Origin of the sequence: Nonomuraea sp. NPDC049141, from assembly GCF_040648415.1 — a bacterium.
Lineage (GTDB): Bacteria > Actinomycetota > Actinomycetes > Streptosporangiales > Streptosporangiaceae > Nonomuraea.
This window is the reverse complement of the sequence record NZ_JBEZDR010000015.1, coordinates 222,555-237,260: the sequence shown is the minus strand read 5'-3', so window position 1 is coordinate 237,260 and position 14,706 is coordinate 222,555. Positions and strand designations below refer to the sequence as shown.

Genomic DNA, 14,706 nt, shown 5'->3' with positions numbered 1-14,706 from the left:
CGTTCAGCAGGAGGCTGCCACGATGCCCGCGAGAAGGATCACCGCCGTCTGCGCGTCAGTGGCCACGCTCACCGGAGCCTGGCCGCTCGCCGCCCCCGTCCACGCCGCCGAGCCAACCCCCGGCTCCACAGCCGCCGCCACGCCAGTGCTGCTGGCCGACACCGATCACGACGGCGAGGTGAACGCCGGGCCGGCGGGCGGCGATGCGGCCGGGGAGGCGGTCTTCCTGCCCAACCTCGACGACAGCGAGCGCCGCTGCCGGGTGGCCGATGCCGACCTGGACGCTCCCGGTGGCGCGGCCGACGCTCGGCTGGCCGCGTGCGACGACGCCGCGGACGCCCGGGTGAACGGCGAGCCCGACGCGGCCGACCTGGCGCGGCTGCGGCTGCCTGCCATGCCCGGCCTCGGCGACGCCGCCACCGGGCTGCTGAGCGTCGACGCCCCGGACAAGGTGCGGATCTTCGCCCGGCGCGACGGCGACCGCCTGCCCTCGGGCTTCCGGCCCGCGCTGCCCGAGGGCGACGGCCTGCTGACCGCGGCGGAGCTGCGTGCCGGGCTGGAGTTCGGCGTCGAGGGGCGCGACGTCGTACGCGACGCGAGCCGGTGGGACGGCCGGGTGACGATCACGCTCACGGTGACCGACCACGGCCGGCGCTCTGTCGCCCGCGTCCGCATGCGTGAGGCCCCTCTGCTGCTCCAGAACGACCTGCAGCCGGCCGTCGAGGTGCTGGCCGGCAAGCCCGGCACAGGCCCCGGGTCGCCGCCCGCGCTGCCCTTCCCCGATGGCCTGCCCGGAGGGTGGCAGGAGTTCGCCCGCGACCTGCGCGGCGCCACACACGCGGCCGGAGTGCGCTCGCCCAGATTCGTCGCGGGCACGTCCCAGTGGTGGAAGGACACCTGGTGGCAGGACATCTTCGAGCCGACCACCGCCACCATGCCGATGCCCGGCGGCGTCCGGACCATGCGCGTGCTGGTCAGGTCGGGCAACGTGCTGGACCTGGGCGAGGCGAGCGCGCCCACGCCCCGGCCCATGGCCCGGCTGCTCTTCCGCGACCTGCGCGGGCCCGGGGTTGCCGTCGTGCAGCAACTCACCCTCACCCGCCGCGACCGCCTGACCGACCTGCGCAACTCCACGGGTAACGTCGAGTCGCTCCCGCCGTACGCCGGTCACCCGCAGGGACGGCTGTTGTACGGCACCGGCCGGACCCGGCGCCCCGACCCCGCCTTCGTCCGCCTGCTGACCGGCATGGGGCAGGGCCTCCAACCGCCCGTGGTGCTCGACACCGGCTGGCTGCTGGTCGGCCACGTGGACGAGACCATGCACGTCGTACGCGCACGTAATGCGCGTGGATGGACCCTCATGATCGCCGATCCCCGCATGGCCGCGCGGCTGCTGCGCCGGGCCGAGGCCGCCGGTGCCGGCGGCACCCGGCTGTTCCCCGGCTCTCCCACGGTCGCCGGGCTGCTGGGCGACCGGGCGCTGATGGCCGCCAACGACAGGGCCGCCGGGCACATCGACGCGCAGCTCGACACCATGCTGGCCGCGACGGGGCTGGGGCGATCGGAGATCGTACGGGTGCCGGTGTTGTTCAGTGCGAGCGAGGCCGAACCGTCGCTGCTGAAGGCGTACACGCCCGGTATCCCCAACGGGCTGTCGCTGACGGCCCGCGAGTTCGCCGCGCCCGCCCCCTACGGCCCGGTCGTCGGCGGGCACGATCTGTTCCGGCGGGCCGCGCGGAGCGCGCTGGCGGCTCAGGGCGTGCACGTACGCTGGGTGGCGGACCTTTCATGGGCGCACCTGCTCGGCGGCGAGGTGCACTGCGCCACCAACGCCCTGCGCGACACCCGCTCGACCGCCCGCTGGTGGGCATACTCGGCGCGTTCGACGGCACTGCTCACGATGCCCTTCGGGGGTTGAACACCCAGGTCCGCAACAGTACGAACCGGACGATGCCGGCCAGGCCGTTGGACAGGATGACGGTGGCGAGCTCGGCGAGTGGCGAGGTGACCGAAGGCAGCAGGTCCAGGCTCACGGTGGTGATCGCGAGGGCGACGCAGAGGACGAGCATGCTCTCCAGGTGGGTGCGTACCGCGCCCGCCCGGCTGGTCATCTCGAAGGTGAACCTGCGGTTGGCCGCCGTGCTGGCGATCGTGGTGAGGACCATCGCAGTCGCGTTGGCGGTGATGGAGGACACGACCATGCTCAGGATCGCGAACAGCAGCAGGTAGGCGAGCGTGCTGATGAACCCGATGGCCAGGTATGCCGGCAGTTGGCGGGCCATCCCGGCGGGCATCAGGGCCTGCCGGACCCAGGCCACGAAGGAATACGCCCGATGGGAAACCTGTACTCGCTGCTCGTCATACCCGCCAACCGGCCCCTCGGCCGGTTGGCTTCCCGCCGCCTCGTCCCGAAGGACCGTCCCCGTCATCGTGCTCACGGCTATGACGATGTCCGGCCGCCATTGAGCGAGCGTGATCTGACGATTAACGTCGCCTGAGAAGTGTCGGCGGAGACGGGCAGGTCAGGCGGGGTGGCCGGATGCCATTGGGGAGCCTTCCAGCGGGACGCGGTCCTTCGGGTTGAGTGCGAGGAAGGCCGCCCCGGCGATCGCGCCGCCCGCCAGGTCGGCCAGTAGCCAGATCCAGATCTTGGACCAGGCGAACAGGCCCATGGAGGCGGCGCCGATGGCGACCGCTGGGTTGAAGGCACCACCGGAGATGCCGCCGACCGCGAATGCCCCGGCCATCACCGTGAATCCGATGGCCAGACCGTAGAAGCTGTTGCCCGGATGGTCACTGCTGGTGGCCGCGTTCAGCACCACGTACGCGAGCGCGAAGGTGAACAGTGCCTCGGCCAGCAGCGCGACCCACAGCCCACGCCCCGACGGTGAGAGCGCCGACACGCTGCCGGGTTCGATCACGTAGGAGGCGGTGAGCGCGGCGATGACGCCTCCGGCCACCTGGGCGATCCAGTACGCCACGGCGTCCGCCCGGCTGATCCGGCCGCGGAGCAGCACGGCCAAGGTCACGGCGGGGTTGTAGTGGGCGCCGGATATGTGCCCTCCGGCATACACCATGACCATCAGGATCGCTCCGATGGCCACAGGCGCCAGGGGTGTCTTCGTCAAAACCGTGGCGCCGACCGTGAAGACCAGGAAGAACGTCCCGATGAACTCCGTGATGTAGCTGCGCATGGACTGTCCTCTCAGCTTGTGGAACCGAGATTGATCACGCATTGCGGCAGCGCATCCAGATCGTGCCATGATCCTTGACCGCGGGAAATCGCGGGCTTGCTTACGGTCTCTTACGGTCCGTTGCGGCGCGCCAAACCGGACATGCGGACTCTTGCATGATGGCCCCGCATCTGCTGTGGGGCCATCACTCACACCCCGCCCGTAGGCGCCGATCGGCTCGAGACCCGGGCGCCCTGCTGAACCCCGCACGGCAGCCGGCGGCACCCGGGTTGCCGCGTGTGGAAGCAGATGTATCGCCCCGTAGGACCGCCCGAGACCCGCCCCGCGAGAGGGCGAACGGAATGGTCAGTTGTTCATCTTGCTGGTCACCGTTTCGGGGTCCGGTGCCTTGATCGACACCTTGGTGCCCCAGCCGGTGAAGCGGCTGTCGATCGTGATGGTCTTGCCGTCGAATTCGCTCTTGTCGAACACCCCCGTCGCCGCGTACGAGCTCTTCACCCTGCTCACGAGCCCGGCGGAGGTGAGTGTGAGGGTATAGGTGACCTTCTCGTTGTGCATGCGCAGCGGGATCGACGCGCCGAACCAGGGCGACACCTTCTCGAGCTCATCGAAGGTGATCTTTCCTGTGATGGTGCTCCTGGTCAGCCTGCCCTTCTTGATCAGCGTGGCTAAGGTCTTCGGCTCTGCGGGGTTGATGACCTGCCCGTAGAAGCCGCCGGCGCCGCCGAACATGCCGCCGCTCTTGAGCCAGGTCTTGCCCTCCGGGAGGCGGTCGTTGAACAGCCCGCCCGAGGTGTAGCCGACCTTGCCGACGCTGATACTCCGCTCGGGCTCGGATTTGAGCGCGTTGGTCTTGATGTCGGAGGCCGCGATGCCCCTGGCGTTGAACTGGAACGTACCTTTGCGGTCCTGCAGTTTGACCTTGTCGTCGCCCGAGAGAGTGGTGGTCTCGGTGAACCGCACACCGTGCCCGGAGACCAGCTTGCTCTTCAGGGCTTGGACGGGATCCTTGGGGGCGGCGGCCTGCGCGGGGGTGGCGGGTACCAGCAGAGCGCCGCAGGCCGCCAGGGCGGTGATCATCTTCTTCATGAGCCGTGATCATGGCGCAAGCGGATCACGAGCAGGGCACGATCGCTTCAGGCCTGGGGTTTCTGGGCGACTCCGGCCAGGACCCAGGCTCTCTTCTCCTCCTGCTTGGAGACCGGAATGTCGGAGCGCCACTGGCGCACGTAGACGAAGCCGGGCTCGACGAGGTCCAGTCCGTCGAAGAAGCGCAGGGCCTGGTCGCGGTTGCGCGGACCGCCCTTGGGCCGGTTGAGTGCCTCACGGAAGACGTCGGCGATCTGCTCGGCTATCTCGGGGCGGCCGTCGAAGACGGCGTGGGTGAGACAGAGGAAGCTGCCGGGCGCCAGTCGCTCGCACAGCCGGGCCACGTTCTCGAACGGGCCGTTCTCATCGGGAATGTACTGGAGCGAGCCAATGATCAGGACGCCGACGGGCTGGTCGAGGTCGATCAGCTGTCCCAGGGCGGGATCGTCCAGCATGGCGTCGGGGTGGAGGATGTCGCCTTCGACCACTCCGGTTCGCGCGTTGGTGGCGAGCAGCGCCCGCGCGTGGTTGAGCGCGACCGCATCGTCGGCGACATAGACGACGCGGGCGTCGGGCTCCAGGGACTGGGCCACTTCGTGGACGTTCTGCTTGGTGGGCAGTCCGGAGCCGACGTGGATGAGCTGCCTGATGCCTTGTTCGACGAGGTAGCGCACGACCCGTTCCCGGAATTCCTGGACGTACTCGCCCATCTCCTTGGCGTCCGGGATCAACGCCAGCACCTTCGCCGCGGCCTCGCGGTCGGCGGCGAAGTTGTCCTTGCCGCCCAGGAAGTAGTCGTTCATCCGGGCAACGCTGGGAACACCGGCCGACACACCTGGCCGTCGGGGTGCGTCACTCATTCGTCGTCTCCTCGTTCCCCCACACGGTTATGAGGACAGTAGCAACCCCATGACCATCCATGGAGCCTTGTCCTATTTTGTACGGGCTGTGGCTCATGAAAAGTTCATTTGCCGCAAATGGGGTGCCAAGGCATGGATCGTACGTTTGCCTCGTCAGCAAGAACACCCTTCTGGAAGGCAGTCACGTGGGACACGATCACGAGGGTCAGCGGGTCAGTCGGCGGCGGTTGATCGCCGGTGTCAGTTCGCTCGGGCTCGGTAGCCTGCTCGCCGCCTGCGGCCAGGACGCGCCGGCGGTGACCACCTCCACAGGGGCGACCGTGTCTCCGACGGCCACGATGACGACCACGGCCAAGGACGTCACCGCCCTGTTCGCCGAAGCCAACACGTGCACGTTGACAGCCACCACCACGCAGGGCCCCTACTACTTCGACGCGGACAAGGTCCGCAGCGACATCCGCGAGGATCGGAAGGGTACGCGGCTGCGCCTGATGTTCAAGGTCCAGGACAGCGAGAGCTGCAAGCCGCTGGGGAACGCCGTGGTGGAGATCTGGCACTGCGACGCGGCCGGGCTCTACTCCGGGGCGGAGTCACTGTCGACCGGAGGGGGCGGCGGCCGGCCCAGCGGTAATCCACCGACCGGCGCCCCGCCCACGGGCGCCCCGACAGGTGAGACCAGTGCGAACGACCTGACCCCGACGGACGACAAGCGTTACCTGCGCGGGGCCCAGGTCACCAACAGCGATGGGATCGTGGAGTTCACCACCATCTGGCCGGGGTGGTACCGGGGGCGTACCGTGCACATCCACGCGATGGTGCACTTCAGCAACGCGCGCGTGCTCACGACCCAGGTGATGTTCGACGAGGCGCTCAACACCAAGGTCTTCACGAAGTTGCCGTACTCGGCGCACACCGGGCGGGACACCTTCAACGACGGTGACAACATCTACAAGGACAGCATGCTCCTGAAGGTCACCGAGGAGGACGACGGCTACCTGGGGGTGATCGTCTTCTCGGCCGACTCCGACAAGGACGGCAAGTGATCTCAGGCTGGTGGGCGCAGGCGGCGCAGTGCCTCGTTGACGCTGTCGCCCTCGCCCCTGGCGATCGGGTTGCCGTCGGGGTCGCGGGCGACGGCGGAGTAGGCCGATTCCGGCAGGTGGGTCAGCAGGATGGTGTGGCCGTCCCGGAGCAGGTCCTCCGGCGTTGGACGAGATCTGTCCACCAGGTGGCGGGCGCCGACCAGGGCGGCCACGGGGGTGCGGTGGCGGGTGAGCAGTACGGGGCCGCTCTCGTACGGCTGGGCGGCTTGCCGTACGAGGTCGCCGAGCTTGCGGCGGACCGTTGACAGCGGGAGGGCGGGCAGGCCGGTCAGCGGGCCGGACACCTCGGAGAGCGGGATCAGGGCCGCCCACTCCCAGCGTTCGCGGGTGATCGGCGTGGTCTCGCCGTCCTGGGCGGCGCGCACCAGCCGGCCCCATTGGGCGCGAGCCTCCTCGACGCCGAGCGGGGGGCCGAGCCGGGCGACGAGCTCGGTGTACGGAATGTCGGGCATCCACCGAACGTAAGGCACCTTACCGAAATAGTGCAAGCCGCCTTACAAAATACCCGAAAACCAGTTGCGGCCCGAAATAGCGTGATCGCCATGGATGAACTGGTGGAGTCGTTCGTACGGGACGGCTTCGTGAAGCTGACGATCGGCACGCGCGAGCAGGGAGAGGCGGCGCAGGAGCTGCTGTGGCAGCAGATCGGCCTGTCGCCCGACGATCCCGAGGGCTGGCGCGAGCCGGTGGTGTGGGCCGCGGACATGACCGGGCGGGGGCCGTTCGGTGAGCTGGTCAGGTCGCCCGTGCTGGCGGCCGGGTTGGACGCGGTGTGCGGGAAGGGCGGCTGGCAGCCGCGTGGCTCGGCGGGCAACATCCCGATCCGGTTCCCGCACCTGCCGCCGGCCGACGACCGCGGCTGGCACCTCGACCTCAACCTGCCGCGGCCCGACGGCACCTGGGGGGTGTCCGTCCGTGCGCACAACCTCCTGGTGCTGATGCTGTTCTCGGAGGTCGGTGAGCTGGACGCGCCGACCCGGGTCAGAGTGGGATCGCAGCGTGACAGCCTCGGGGCGCTGGGCGAGCAGGTGCACGACCATGTCAGCGCGGGCGCGCTGGTGGACGCGGCCAGCCGGGACCGGCCGGTGGCCCTGGCGACCGGCTCGCCGGGAGACGCCTATCTGGTGCACCCGCTGACCGTGCACGCCGCGCAGGAGCACCTCGGTGAACGGCCCAGGTTCATGGCGCAGATGCCGTTCATGCTGGCGCCGCCGTTGGACCCGGCCGCGGACACGCCTTTGGCCGGCGCCCTCCGCTGAGACCTGTCACTGACTCCGCAACCAGCCGGCGGCTTCCTCCGGAGTGCTGAAGCGAATCACCTGCAAAGGGGCGAAGCGCGGATCGTGGACGCGCTGCTGGATGTCCGCCCGCCGAACCCCGTGCTGTGACCACGCCCACCAGGCGGGGTGATCGCGGCGGAACCAGTCGGTCAGGGTCTCGCGATTACCGCCGAAGATCCGCTCACGCAGGAGGGTTCTGCGGAGCGATCGCCTGAGGATCCGGGGCATGATGACCCGCCGGGGATAGTCCAGCCAGACCACGGTGTCGGCCTGCTCCCAGAGCAGGTCACGGACCTCGGGATAGCCGTAGGAGTCGAAGATCCAGGCCGGTGACGAGGCGATCCGCCTCACCTGCGTGACGAACTCGTCGTTCACGGCCCAGCCGGGTCCGGTGAAGTGCAGGGCGTCCATCTCGTGGTACGGCACCGCGAGTCGGGTGCTCAGGGCCCGTGCCATGGTGGACTTGCCGGCCCCGCTGATGCCGGCTACGAGGATGCGCCGCATAGATCGCACGATGCTAGCTCGATCGGTCGGTCTGCGACCAGGCCTTTTGGATCGGCCGGTAGTCGATCACGGTGATCCCCTCCTGCCGGATGAGCTCGCGGGCCTCTGGTGAGGTCAGGAACTCGTAGTCGGTACGCCGTACGCGCCAGCCGGGGTCGATGGCCCGCGCCTTCTCGTCGCCCAGACCAGGATGGATCGCCCACTCGCTCAGCCCGGCGGGCAGTTCGCGCAGCAGCTTGGCGTACTGGGCCGGCTTGTCGTCGAGGTCGAGGCCGAAGCTGTCCAGGAAGTCGTGCTCAACGACCGGCAGGCCCCGCCGCCGCAGCTTCTGGCGAGCGGGGTCGAGCCAGGCCCGCACCGCCAGGCCGTACTCGTCGGCCAGGGCCACGGTCAGGTCGAAGATGTCGGCCCGGCCGCCGTCGGCCAGGCGCGGTCAGCGGCCCCCACCTGTCGTCCACCGTGTCGCAGAACAGCGTGAGGTGGATCCCGAAGGGGATCTCCGCGTGCCGGCGGAGCGACTCCATGGCGTGTGTTCCATGAGTCCAGCATGGAGCACGCGTCCAACGATTATCGGGGGTCGATCGGCGTCAGGCTCGGGGTTCCGGCCTCGATGGCGGCGGCCGCGTCCAGGCACAGGTCCTCGCGGAAGCGCGGCCCGATGATCTGTACGGCCTGCGGCAGCCCGCCCGCATGACCGGTGGGCACGGCGACCGACGGCAGCCCCAGCAGGTTGGCCACCACGCTCATGCGCAGAGCCGCCGGCCACCCGGCCACCCACTCGGGATCGAGATCGGCGTTGACCGGGAAAGCCGGGAGCGTGCAGATCGGCGCGAGCACCAGCGGGGCCGAGGCCGTCCAGTCGTCCCACGCCCGCGCGATGGCGGCGCGTTCCATCATCGGGTCGAAGGCGGCCCGGCCGGCCGCTCGCGTCCAGGGCTCCTCGAACGCGGTCCAGAACCGGACGAACCCCTCGGAGGCGATCGTCTCGACGGGCGGCTGCTCCTCGTGGACGCGGCCGTACGAGGACATGATCTGGGTGTAGATCTCGGAGGCTCGGTCCAGGGCCGGTGGCAGGCTCTCCGTCACCTGGTAGCCGGCGTCGGCGAGGAGCTTGGCCGCCTGCCGTACGGCGGCGGTGACCTGGGGGTCGGCGTCGAGTCCGGTGACCGCGGCCACGCCCAGCGGGGCCGCCGGGGCGGGGCCCCGCAGGGGCGCCGGGGCGTACCAGGGGTCGCCGGGCGCGTGGCCGCACATGTGGTCGAAGGCCAGGCGCAGGTCGGCCACGCGCCGCGCGATCGGACCGTGCACGGCCAGCAGCTGGAACCCGAACGGCGACGCCTGTCCGCTGTGGGCGACCCGGCCCAGCGACGGCTTCAGTGCGGCGACGCCGCAGCACTGGGCGGGCCAGCGCAGCGAGCCCGCACCGTCGTTGCCGATGCCGAGCGGGGTCAGGCCGGTCGCCACCGCGGCCGCGTCACCGCCGCTGGAGCCGCCCGGCGTGTGGCCGGCCGACCAGGGGTTGCGGGTCGCGCCGCGCAGGGCGTTGTCGGTGTGCCAGCGCATGCCGAACTCCGGCAGGTTCGTCCGGCCGATCGGGATCGCGCCCGCCGCGCGCAGCTGGGCGACGTGCGGGGCGTCGCGCGGTGCGACGGCGTCACGGAGGGCGACGATGCCGAGTGTCGTCGCCGAGCCGGCCACGTCGACGTTCTCCTTGACCGTCATGGGGACGCCGCAGAGCGGACCCGGCGCCGCGCCGTCCCGCAGCGCGCGGTCGGCCGCGTCCGCGGCTTCGAGCGCCTGCTCGTCCAGCACCACCGTGATGGCGTTGACGTGCGGGTTCACTTCGGTGATCCGGGTCAGGTGCGCCTGGACCACCTCACGGCTCGACACCTCCCGTGCGCCGACCAGCCGTGCCAGCTCTCCGGCGGGCAGTGCCCATAGTTCAGCCACAACGTTCTCCTCGGGGTAGCGGTGCCGAGGAATCTAGAGGGATTCACGAGAAAGAGGCAGTCTTGTGTTTTCGGGACGCTTCAGCCGCCTAGGTCGAGAAATAGGGTGTTTTGCCTGGTCATGGGGCCTCTCCTGGCAAGGTGAAATTCATGCACTCCTCGGGGGAGGAACGCTGGGTTGAAGCGCTCCAAGACCATGCGGCCCACCTGGCCTTCGCGGACTGGCAAGCCGGTCCCGACGACTGGACGAGCCTCTACACCAGCTTCGACGAGGAGGATGCGCCGATAACGGAGGTGGCCGTCTATCGGGGACACGAGCGCATCCATTTCCGCCGTTACACCGGCCCGGAGCTCACGCAGTTCTGGACCCGGCTGGTCAATGCGATCTCGGAGTGAGCGCAAGCGAAAGGGCCGGAGGCGATCGCCTCCGGCCCTTCGAATATCCGGCTAGTCACGCCGGCTTGTCGTCTTGCGCCAGTGAAAACCGCCGGGCAGGTTGACGGACACCGTACGGCGGCCGTCCGCCGTGCGGGTGACCCGGAACAACCGGTTGCCCCAGCTGTGCCCGACGCCACCGCGTGACAGGTTCAGCCGGAACGGCCCCAGCTTGATTGACTTTCGGTAGCTCCAGCCCATCGAGTTCCCTCCATGAGATCGCGAGGGCCTCCAGCTACCCGAAAAATAGCGAAATATTTACCGGATCACTCCACTGTCACCGTCGCCTTCGCGAGGACCGTGGTCCCCGCCACCTGCCCGGTCACCGAGAACGTGCCGGGGGAGCCGTACGAGCCGGGGTCGATCGCCGCCCACGTGACCGCGACCGAGCTGTCCTTGGAGCCGTCGTTGTAGGTGGCCACGACGGTCGCGGGCAGCGACGGCGCGGTGCCCGCCCGGGTCCGTACCGCCTCCTCGGCGATCGAGGTGATGGTCACCGCCGGACTCGTCCTGACGTACACCGTCGCCTCGACGGGCGAGCGCAGGCCCTCGGCGAGCCCGGCGACCTTGAAGCTGGTGCCACCGGTCTTGACCTGGTCGGCGATCACCTGCTGCCACGTCACCGCCGCCTGGCCTCCGCCGCCGTCCGCGTACAGCGTCTCGACCGTGGCGGGAAGCCGCGGCAGCGTGCCCGCCACCGTGGGGACGTGCACGGGCCGCACCGAGTCCGGCGGTACCGCGTACGCCTTCCACTCCAGCACCCCGACGGACGCCTGCCCGGACACCAGCTCGACGCGTAGCTTGGTCGTCTTCACCGTGTCGAACGAGACCGTGTTGTAGGCGTCGACCGCGGCCGGGTAGGAAGCGGCGCCGGTCACGTCCTCGAACGAGTCGCCGTCCCACGCCTGGATCTTCCACGACGCCGGGACGCGGACGCCGCCGTCGTCGTCGAAGAAGTACACCTCCGCCTTGTTCACCCGTACCGGCGACGGCCAGTCGAGCTGCACCCACTGCGTGCCCTGCTCCGGCCAGGTGCCCCAGCGCGGGTTGGCGCCGTCGTTGGAGCGCGGCGGGTCGATGCCGTCGTTGATCGCCGTCACCTTCTCCCAGGGGGAGGTGTAGGAGGCGGTCGGCGTCGCGTACGGCGCCACGTTCACCTGCGCGCCGATCTCGCCCACCGTGACCGCGACGGTGCCGGACGACGACTTCGCGCCGTCGGTGGCGGTCAGCCGCAGGTGGTACGTGCCCGCTTCACTGAACGCCGCGACCGTGGCCGGGCTCGCCTGATCGGTGAAGATCGCCTCCCCGGGCCCGTCGACGACGCTCCACCGCATGCTGAGCGTTCCCGACGGCAGCCCGTCGTCCTTGACGACCGCGTCCAGCTTGGCCTGCCCGGGGCGGTTGAAGGTGGCATCCGGTACGGCCAGCACGTACGGAGCCCGGTTGCCCGCGGACGGCGGCGCCGAGCCGGTCGAGTACGCCTGCACCTCCTTCAAGCCCGTCGAGTAGCCGGGCCGGTGAGTGACCAGCACGCGCAGCTTCTGGGCGACGACGGACCGGAAGCGGACGTCGTTGAGGTTGGCCCGCGGATAGACCGGCTCCTTGGCCTGCCCGGGCACGTCCTTCCAGGTGGAGCCGTCGAGGTACTGCACCGAGTACAGGGCGGGCTCGCTGTAGCCGCCGGCCTTGCGGTCGTTGAAGAAGTACAGCCGCAGCAGGTCGACGGGCCGGGCCGAGCCCAAATCCACCTCCAGCCAGTCCCGCGCCTGGCCGGAGCCCTTGCTGCCCCAGTACGGCTCGTTGATCGTGAACCCGTCGACCGCGCCCGCCGGGTCACCGTGCGAGGCGGTGGCGGACTTGACCAGGTTCGGGCGCGTGGAGCCCAGATCGACCCCGGCCTTCTGGAACAGGTCCTCGACCCGGTCGCCCGACAGCTTCACCTCGGCCGGCGCCTTCATCGACCGGGCCGCCTCGGAGTACAGCACTGTGCCGCCCTCGACCTTGCCGGTCGCCGGGTCCCATACGGCGTGCGCGAGTCCGGACAGCGTGACCTTGCGCTTGCCATCAATGAGGATCGAGTAGCCCTCGGGCACGCCCGCGTAGTGCGTGGCGCCGTCGCCGGGCTTGTCCCAGACGATGCTCAGGTCGCTGCCGCGGTAGTTGATGCCGTTGACGGTGAAGTGGTCCCAGCCGATGTCGACCGGCCACAGCTCCACCTTGCCGTCGGAACGCGGGCGCAGCCCCATGACGTCCTCGATGACCGTCCAGTTGCTGCTGCCGAGGATCGTGTGATGGATCCACGAGCGGTAGTCGATGGACTTGGTGCTCGGGTTCCAGTTCGACCAGAACTCGTTGGCGTCCGGGTAGCGGGTGTCGCCGCCGACGAACTGCGACCAGGCGTTCCAGTACAGCAACCGCTTGTACTGCTCGGCGGTGATGTACGGCGAGGTGTATTCGCGCAGCGCCTTGGAGAACAGCGAGAAGTTCCGGGTCGAGTTGATCTGCGAGAAGTTGTTCGACCCCGGATGGCCCTGCGCGGCGGCCTCCGCTTTGTCCTTCTGGTTAGCCGTATAGGCCGGGAAAATTGGATATTCCGCAGGGTCGGCCCATAGGCGGAGCGCTTCCCGATATTTCGGGTCGTCCGTCGGGACCAGGCCGGTCGCGTAGGGGATGTAGTTGTTGGATTCCTTCCACGGGATCAGGTTGCCGGTCTGCAGGTCGCGGTGTTTGAACAGCTTGTTCTGGTCGTCCCAGAGCAGGGTGAGGATGCCGTTCTTCACCTTGTCGGCCACGCCGCGCAGCTCGGTGGCCTTCGCCGCGTCGCCGATCAGCGTGTACGCCTGCGCCGCCGCCATCGCGTTGGCGTAGACGTAGGCGCCTTCCAGCCGCTCGTTCGCCCGGTTGTAGTAGTGGAACGACACCGCGTCGGCGTCGTTGCCGGTCATCGCCTCCCAGTCGTACTCGATGACCCCGTTCTTGTTGGAGTCGTAGGCGTTGAGCTGCCCGTAGACGTCCTTCTCCGCGTAGCGGGCGAGGTTGCGCAGGATCGCGGGCTGCCCGCCGTGGAGCTGGTAGCTCTCCAGCGCCGAAGCCGAGATGTACTGGGTGTAGCTGTTCGACCAGTTCTCCGGGTCGCCCGGGTTATCCGTATATTTCGAGTTACGTGATACTTCTCCGGCCGAGACCCAGGGGCCGTACGAGTAGATCGGATCCCGCAGGTACTTCAGGTCCTGCAAGAACATCGGCACAGTCAGCACGATCGCGTTGTTGTAGCCGAGCGCCCCCTCCACCGACGTCGGGAACTGGAAGTCGTTGCCCGGGATGTCGGCGTCGAGGAAGTTGAACCTCATCAACCACCAGCGGTAGTAGACGAACTTCTTGATGTTCTCGTCCGGCACGTCGATGTACGGCAGGTTCTCCGCCCACCAGGCGTTGTAGTCCTGGAGCTGGCGTCGCAGCGCCTTCTCCGGCGAGCGCCCCTTGTAGCCGTCGTACTCCGGCCGCGACCCGGCCAGTTCCTCGGTGACGAACCCCATCTGCACCTTGGTCCGCACGGTCTTGCCCGGTTCGACGGCGAGCGTCCCCTTCAGCGCGCCGTCCGCGACCTTCAGGCCGTCGCCGCTGAGCCGGGGGAAGATCGTGGTCAGCCGGTTCTTGGCCGCCACCACGCCGGTCAGCTCGCGGTCGCCGTCCGCGGTCTTCGTGTACGGCGACGTCACCGTGACCGGTACGTCCACCTTCGCGGTGCCCGTGTTGGTGACCGCCAGCGTGGTGACCGCCACGTTCTCCTGCGTGATGAACTTCTTGACGGTCACGGCCAGCCCGCCGCCCGCGTACTGGCCGGTCCAGTGGCTGGGCATCTGCAACCGCTTGCTCACGTCCTCCTTGAGGTCCGTGCCGAGCGACACGGCGTAGGCGCCGCGGTTGTCGATGCTCTCCCAGTACGCCACGCTGCCGCCGAAGCCGATGACCGAGGGGTCGTGCTCCTTCATGAACAGCGCCCGGCCACGCGACATCAGCCACGTCCCCGCCGGGTCGTCGCCGGGGCGGGCCAGCATGCGGTCGATCCAGTACGAGTCGCCGCCCTTCTCCTTCTTGTAGATCTCCGCCATCATCTTGCGCGGCTCGTAGCGGACGGGCTCGGCCGGGACGGGATCTTCACCGGTGAAGACCGGCATGCCGAGATCGTCCTGGACCGCCGTGGCCGGGGAAGCGGCGCCGAGCAGGCTGCCCGCGACGGCTAACGCGACCAGGCCCGGCAGGGTTCTGCGCACAGAGTCCTCCATAGGGGG

The 14,706-nt window shown here is 69.3% G+C and carries 14 protein-coding genes; 4 read left to right on the top strand and 10 right to left on the bottom strand.

The annotated features are described in order from the left end of the window. Positions 1 to 22 precede the first annotated feature (22 nt). Positions 23 to 1,918 carry a protein-arginine deiminase family protein gene (locus AB0B91_RS39600; protein WP_358331269.1) on the top strand — a complete coding sequence of 632 codons (1,896 nt, stop codon included), beginning with the start codon at positions 23 to 25 and terminating at the stop codon, positions 1,916 to 1,918. Here AB0B91_RS39600 and AB0B91_RS39595 read toward each other — a convergent pair. From AB0B91_RS39595 to AB0B91_RS39580, 4 genes are all read right to left on the bottom strand, one after another. After that, on the bottom strand, positions 1,896 to 2,429 hold the full coding sequence (locus tag AB0B91_RS39595; protein ID WP_358331471.1) for a GtrA family protein: 534 nt from the start codon (positions 2,427 to 2,429) through the stop codon (positions 1,896 to 1,898). The genes AB0B91_RS39600 and AB0B91_RS39595 overlap by 23 nt on opposite strands. A 93-nt stretch (positions 2,430 to 2,522) precedes the next feature. After that, entirely contained in the window at positions 2,523 to 3,194 is a 672-nt protein-coding gene (locus AB0B91_RS39590) for an aquaporin (protein WP_358331266.1), read from the bottom strand. Positions 3,195 to 3,539: 345 nt separating this feature from the next. After that, positions 3,540 to 4,283, bottom strand: coding sequence for a hypothetical protein (locus tag AB0B91_RS39585; protein WP_358331263.1), 744 nt, complete (start codon positions 4,281 to 4,283; stop codon positions 3,540 to 3,542). Positions 4,284 to 4,330: 47 nt separating this feature from the next. Beyond that, on the bottom strand, positions 4,331 to 5,143 hold the full coding sequence (locus tag AB0B91_RS39580; protein ID WP_358331260.1) for an SAM-dependent methyltransferase: 813 nt from the start codon (positions 5,141 to 5,143) through the stop codon (positions 4,331 to 4,333). 185 nt (positions 5,144 to 5,328) lie between these two features. On the opposite strand from AB0B91_RS39580, the gene AB0B91_RS39575 reads away from it, so the two are divergent. Next, positions 5,329 to 6,186, top strand: a complete 858-nt coding sequence (locus AB0B91_RS39575; RefSeq protein WP_358331257.1) for an intradiol ring-cleavage dioxygenase — start codon at positions 5,329 to 5,331, stop codon at positions 6,184 to 6,186. Positions 6,187 to 6,188: 2 nt separating this feature from the next. Here AB0B91_RS39575 and AB0B91_RS39570 read toward each other — a convergent pair whose 3' ends face one another. Further along, complete coding sequence (locus AB0B91_RS39570; RefSeq protein ID WP_358331254.1) at positions 6,189 to 6,698, bottom strand: type II toxin-antitoxin system prevent-host-death family antitoxin; 510 nt, start codon at positions 6,696 to 6,698, stop codon at positions 6,189 to 6,191. A 90-nt stretch (positions 6,699 to 6,788) separates the two neighbouring features. Between AB0B91_RS39570 and AB0B91_RS39565 the strand changes: the two genes are divergently transcribed. Next, positions 6,789 to 7,505: a phytanoyl-CoA dioxygenase gene (locus AB0B91_RS39565; protein WP_358331251.1), complete on the top strand. Its 717-nt coding sequence runs from the start codon at positions 6,789 to 6,791 to the stop codon at positions 7,503 to 7,505. Positions 7,506 to 7,511: 6 nt separating this feature from the next. Here the strand turns inward: AB0B91_RS39565 and AB0B91_RS39560 are convergent, their stop codons facing one another. The 3 genes from AB0B91_RS39560 to AB0B91_RS39550 form a co-directional block, all read right to left on the bottom strand. After that, complete coding sequence (locus tag AB0B91_RS39560) at positions 7,512 to 8,030, bottom strand: hypothetical protein (RefSeq protein ID WP_358331248.1); 519 nt, start codon at positions 8,028 to 8,030, stop codon at positions 7,512 to 7,514. 13 nt (positions 8,031 to 8,043) lie between these two features. After that, on the bottom strand, positions 8,044 to 8,424 hold the full coding sequence (locus AB0B91_RS39555) for a ChbG/HpnK family deacetylase (protein WP_358331468.1): 381 nt from the start codon (positions 8,422 to 8,424) through the stop codon (positions 8,044 to 8,046). Between the two features lie 173 nt (positions 8,425 to 8,597). Further along, positions 8,598 to 9,980 carry an amidase gene (locus AB0B91_RS39550; RefSeq protein ID WP_358331245.1) on the bottom strand — a complete coding sequence of 461 codons (1,383 nt, stop codon included), beginning with the start codon at positions 9,978 to 9,980 and terminating at the stop codon, positions 8,598 to 8,600. A gap of 149 nt (positions 9,981 to 10,129) precedes the next feature. On the opposite strand from AB0B91_RS39550, the gene AB0B91_RS39545 reads away from it, so the two are divergent. Next, positions 10,130 to 10,375, top strand: a complete 246-nt coding sequence (locus tag AB0B91_RS39545; RefSeq protein WP_358331242.1) for a hypothetical protein — start codon at positions 10,130 to 10,132, stop codon at positions 10,373 to 10,375. A 51-nt stretch (positions 10,376 to 10,426) separates the two neighbouring features. Here the strand turns inward: AB0B91_RS39545 and AB0B91_RS39540 are convergent, their stop codons facing one another. Together AB0B91_RS39540 and AB0B91_RS39535 are read right to left on the bottom strand one after the other, a co-directional pair. Continuing rightward, a complete protein-coding gene (locus tag AB0B91_RS39540; protein ID WP_358331239.1) occupies positions 10,427 to 10,615 on the bottom strand; it encodes a DUF4236 domain-containing protein in 189 nt (62 codons plus the stop codon). A 65-nt stretch (positions 10,616 to 10,680) separates the two neighbouring features. Continuing rightward, positions 10,681 to 14,688, bottom strand: coding sequence for an Ig-like domain-containing protein (locus AB0B91_RS39535; protein WP_358331236.1), 4,008 nt, complete (start codon positions 14,686 to 14,688; stop codon positions 10,681 to 10,683). Positions 14,689 to 14,706 lie beyond the last annotated feature (18 nt).